Origin of the sequence: uncultured Mucilaginibacter sp., from assembly GCF_903913935.1 — a bacterium.
Classification (GTDB): domain Bacteria; phylum Bacteroidota; class Bacteroidia; order Sphingobacteriales; family Sphingobacteriaceae; genus Mucilaginibacter.
Map to the genome: position 1 here is coordinate 1 of NZ_CAIWNH010000045.1, position 4,117 is coordinate 4,117.

Below are 4,117 nucleotides of genomic sequence, written 5' to 3' on the forward strand. Positions count from 1 at the left end.
GAGGCTGTATCATAAGTAGAACAAAGACGGATTATACAAAATTATATTTTGCGCTATAAAAACTCTGTGCCTCTCTGCGCCTTCTTTGAGCACTCTGTGGTAAAATTTAACCACAGAGATCACGGAGACGAGAACGCAAAGATCGCAGAGGCAAATATTATTTGGTAACCTTTTGATACAATCGACTTTTGAGACAGCCTCTTAACGGCATCGCTTTATTTTGCGTTTTTGTGAAATAAATAATGGCTCACGATCCATTCGTTGCCCTTGTTAAAATTCCATAACTCGGCGCAGGCCATATAAAATATGCGCCAGTAAACCCACCATTTTACGGCCTGGTCCTTGCCATAGGTATCTTCAAATAAGGGCATGATCTCCGCTTTGTGCGCGTCCATGTTTTTTAGCCAGGCCTCGGATGTTTTGCCGTAATGGGTGCCGTTAACATGCCAGTGCTTTTCGACAGAAAGGTCATCGTTAAAATAAAACAGCAGGTCGTCACTGGGCATAATGCCCCCGGTAAAAAAGTATTTACTCATCCAGTCGGTATCGTCCTTTACCTCAAAAAGGTAGGCATACTCCTTATGGGTGAAAATATGGATAAACAGCTTTCCTTCTGTTTTTAAAAAAGAAGCCACTTTTTTCATCAGCAATTGATAATTCCGCATATGCTCAAACATTTCAACGGATACGATCCTGTCGAATTGTTCATCAATGCTAAAGGTATTCATGTCGGCGGTGATCACCGTCAAATTTTTAATACCGCGTTGTTTAGCCTGCCCGTCGATATGTTGTTTTTGGGTACGCGAATTGGAAACCACTTTAAAAGTACTCCCCGGAAATTTTGCAGCCATGTACAGCGACAATGAACCCCAGCCGCAACCCAGTTCCAACACCGTTTGGCCGCTGGCAAGTTCCGCACGCTGGCAGGTGAGTTCCAGCATATCATCTTCCGAAGTATCAATATCCGTTACGCCCGGTTTCCAGTACCCGCTGGAGTATTTGAGGTTTTTGCCCAGGCAGTACTGGTAAAACTGGGTCGGTACTTCATAATGCTGCTGGTTGGCATCCGCCGTATTTACGGCGATGGGTGAGGCTTTAAGCTGTTCGATCAGCGCCATCAGGTGCGCCTGCTGTGTTTCCACGTCGCCTTTGTTTTCATCATCCAGCCGCTGCTGTAATAATTTCCGGATGCCCTGCCTTAATAAAAAATCAGGGACTTTGTTTTGTTCAATCAGTTTATCGTACCACATGTGTGCAGCTTTGGCTTTTTGCCAAATCGTTTTTGTTATTGTTTTGTGGTTGAAGTTACGTTTTTTGAAAAGGTACGGATTGCGAAAATCAAAATTTTAGAGCTTTTAGCTATATTTTGGTTGAGAAAATAGGAAGAATAGCATTACCCACTTTAATGCTTGCAAAAAAGAGGGTTGAAAACGTTTTTTAATGTTCTTCATTTATCGTAATAATATTGATATAAAACTTTTACCGATTTAATAGTAAATTCAGCGCTGTTAATTTTAGTACTGATAACTGACCCCATATTTATGAAAAAACTGATCTTTTTAGCTGTTTTCTGCTTTATAATTGCCCTGTCCAATGCCCAGGAGGCGCAAAAGGCCATTTTTTACGAAGTGTCTTTCGCCAATGCTGCGCATCACGAGGCGGAGATCATGATCACCATCCCTTCGGCACCTTCCGGGCCTTTCAATGTGCGGATGAGCCGTTCATCAGCGGGGCGCTATGCCACGCACGAGTTTGGCAAAAATGTTTACAACGTAAAAGCCACTACCGTTGATGGCGCAATTATCGCCTTAAAGCAACTGGAGGGCGACGTTTTCCAGGTGGCCCAAGATCACCCGGCTACGGTAAGGATCAGTTATACGCTGTTTGCCAACTGGACCGACGGTACCTATGCCAGTATTGACGAAAGCCATGCGCACCTGAATATGCCTGCCGCCTTTATGTGGGTAGTTGGTAAGGAACAGGAAGCACGCCCGGTAAAATTTGCATTTAACGACCTGGATAAATATGGCTGGAAGGTAGCAACACAACTAAAACATGAAGGTGCCAATGTGTACAGCGCACCTAACCTGCAATACATGATGGACAGCCCCACCGAGTTGTCAGGCTTTAAAGAGAGCAGCTGGGATGTGGTGAATGCCGATGGTAAAACCGAAAAGATCAATCTAACTGTACACTCCGACGATGCACAGCCGGTGATCGATAACTTTGGTAAAATGGTGCAAAAAGTTGTGCTGGAAGAAAAAGCCGTATTCGGCGAATTACCTGCCTATGATTTTGGCGAATATACTTTCCTTAATGATGTTTACCCAACCGTATCAGGCGATGGCATGGAGCACCGCAACTCCACCTGCATTGTGTTGCCGGCTGATAAGGTAGAAGGGAATGAAGTGCCCTTCCTGAGCGTCTTTTCACATGAGTATTTCCATAGCTGGAATGTGAAACGTATCCGCCCCAAATCATTGGAGCCCTTTAATTTCGAGCATGCCAATATGAGCAGCGAACTTTGGTTTGCTGAAGGTTTTACCCAATATTACGGCGAACTGCTGCTGGAGCGGTCCGGCTTTCATACGGTTGACGATTATACCCATACTTTGAGCGGGCTGGTTAATTCGGTGCTGCATACGCCTGCCGCGGCCAAATACCCGCCGACACAAATGAGCCGGTACGCTGTATTTGCGGATGCCGGTGTTTCTATCGACCCGAACAATGATAACAATGTATTTACCAGCTATTATTTATATGGCGGCGCTACCGCACTGGCGCTCGACCTGATCCTGCGCAGCGATTTTCACCTGACGCTGGACGATTACATGCGCACCGTTTGGCTGGACAGGGGTAAAGTAATGAAACCTTATACCGTACCCGACCTGCAGGCCGACCTTGCCAAAGTAACCAATAACCCCAAATTTGCTGCTGACTTTTTTAACCACTGCATTTATGGGGTTGATAAAAGCAATTACGAAACACTGCTGGCCAAAGCCGGGCTATTGCTGCGCAAAGCGGCGCCGGGCAAAGCATGGGCAGGTTCCTTAACCGGCTCGGGCCGCAGGGGCCGGTCGGGGCAGGCGCGTACCAGCGGCAGCGAGGGCATCCCCATTTTAACCAGTACCGTAATAGGTACGCCGGTTTATAAAGCAGGCCTTGATGCCGGCGATGTAATTTTAAAGGTTGACGGAAAAGAAGTGAAAGAAGAGAAAGAGGTGGATGATATTGTGGCCACCAAAAACATAGGCGATAAAATTGTGGTGAACTATAAAAACCGCACCGGCAACCACGAAACTACGGTAACGCTGGAAGAAAACCCTTACCAGGAAGTGGTTACCTTTGAAAAAGCCGGCAAGGAATTAACCCAGGATCAAAAAGATTTCAGGAGTAAGTGGTTGTCGTCAAAGGTGCAATAAAAGCATGCAACGGAAACGGTGCTGGCCTAAAAGATGCTTACTTTTTGGTCGGCACCAGCAGGCGAAAGATAAGAAGTAATGAAAAATAGACTGATTTTTAGCGTGTTTTTGATGGTAATAAGCATCTTTAATGTGAAAGAAGTTTTTTGCCAACAGAGCGTCTATATTGAAGATTATCGAATATTGAAATATCAAAGGGATATTTATCAATATTTAATTAAACAAAAAGTGGTTGAGCCTGATGCCCATTTTGATGTTGAAAACTTCAATTTAAAAGTGCAGATAATAAAATGTTTGGAAGTTTATTCTGATATGAGCAATGCCAACCTATTGTTGATAAGATTTGGCAGATCAGGCGATCATATGTCAAAATTTTGGGGTGTTTTGGGTGATAACGAAAAATATTTTTTTGATGATCCCGATGATGCAGGGGAAACCGATGTAGCAGTTTTTGAAAAAAAACATGAGCAGTTGACAATTGCGACAATACTCTATTATTGTGCCCGCTGTGCGTAGTTTGCGTGGATCGCTGTCCGCTGTCCGTAGATTGTATCTACGGACTACTATGCATGTAGTTTGCAACTACAATACCTTATCATTAACGGACTACTATGCATGTAGTTTGCAACTACAATACCTTATCATTAACGGACTACTATGCATGTAGTTTGCAACTACAATACCTTATCATTAAC

At 44.3% G+C, this 4,117-nt stretch carries 3 protein-coding genes; 2 read left to right on the forward strand and 1 reads right to left on the reverse strand.

The window, feature by feature from the left end; translation table 11 throughout:
- Positions 1–215 precede the first annotated feature (215 nt).
- Positions 216–1,250: a cyclopropane-fatty-acyl-phospholipid synthase family protein gene (locus QZY09_RS01810; protein WP_295667440.1), complete on the reverse strand. Its 1,035-nt coding sequence runs from the start codon at positions 1,248–1,250 to the stop codon at positions 216–218.
- A 291-nt stretch (positions 1,251–1,541) separates the two neighbouring features.
- Here QZY09_RS01810 and QZY09_RS01815 point away from each other — a divergent pair, with 291 nt between their 5' ends.
- Together QZY09_RS01815 and QZY09_RS01820 are read left to right on the forward strand one after the other, a co-directional pair.
- Positions 1,542–3,422, forward strand: a complete 1,881-nt coding sequence (locus tag QZY09_RS01815; RefSeq protein ID WP_295667442.1) for a M61 family metallopeptidase — start codon at positions 1,542–1,544, stop codon at positions 3,420–3,422.
- A 78-nt stretch (positions 3,423–3,500) separates the two neighbouring features.
- A complete protein-coding gene (locus tag QZY09_RS01820) occupies positions 3,501–3,938 on the forward strand; it encodes a hypothetical protein (RefSeq protein ID WP_295667445.1) in 438 nt (145 codons plus the stop codon).
- Positions 3,939–4,117: the final 179 nt, after the last annotated feature.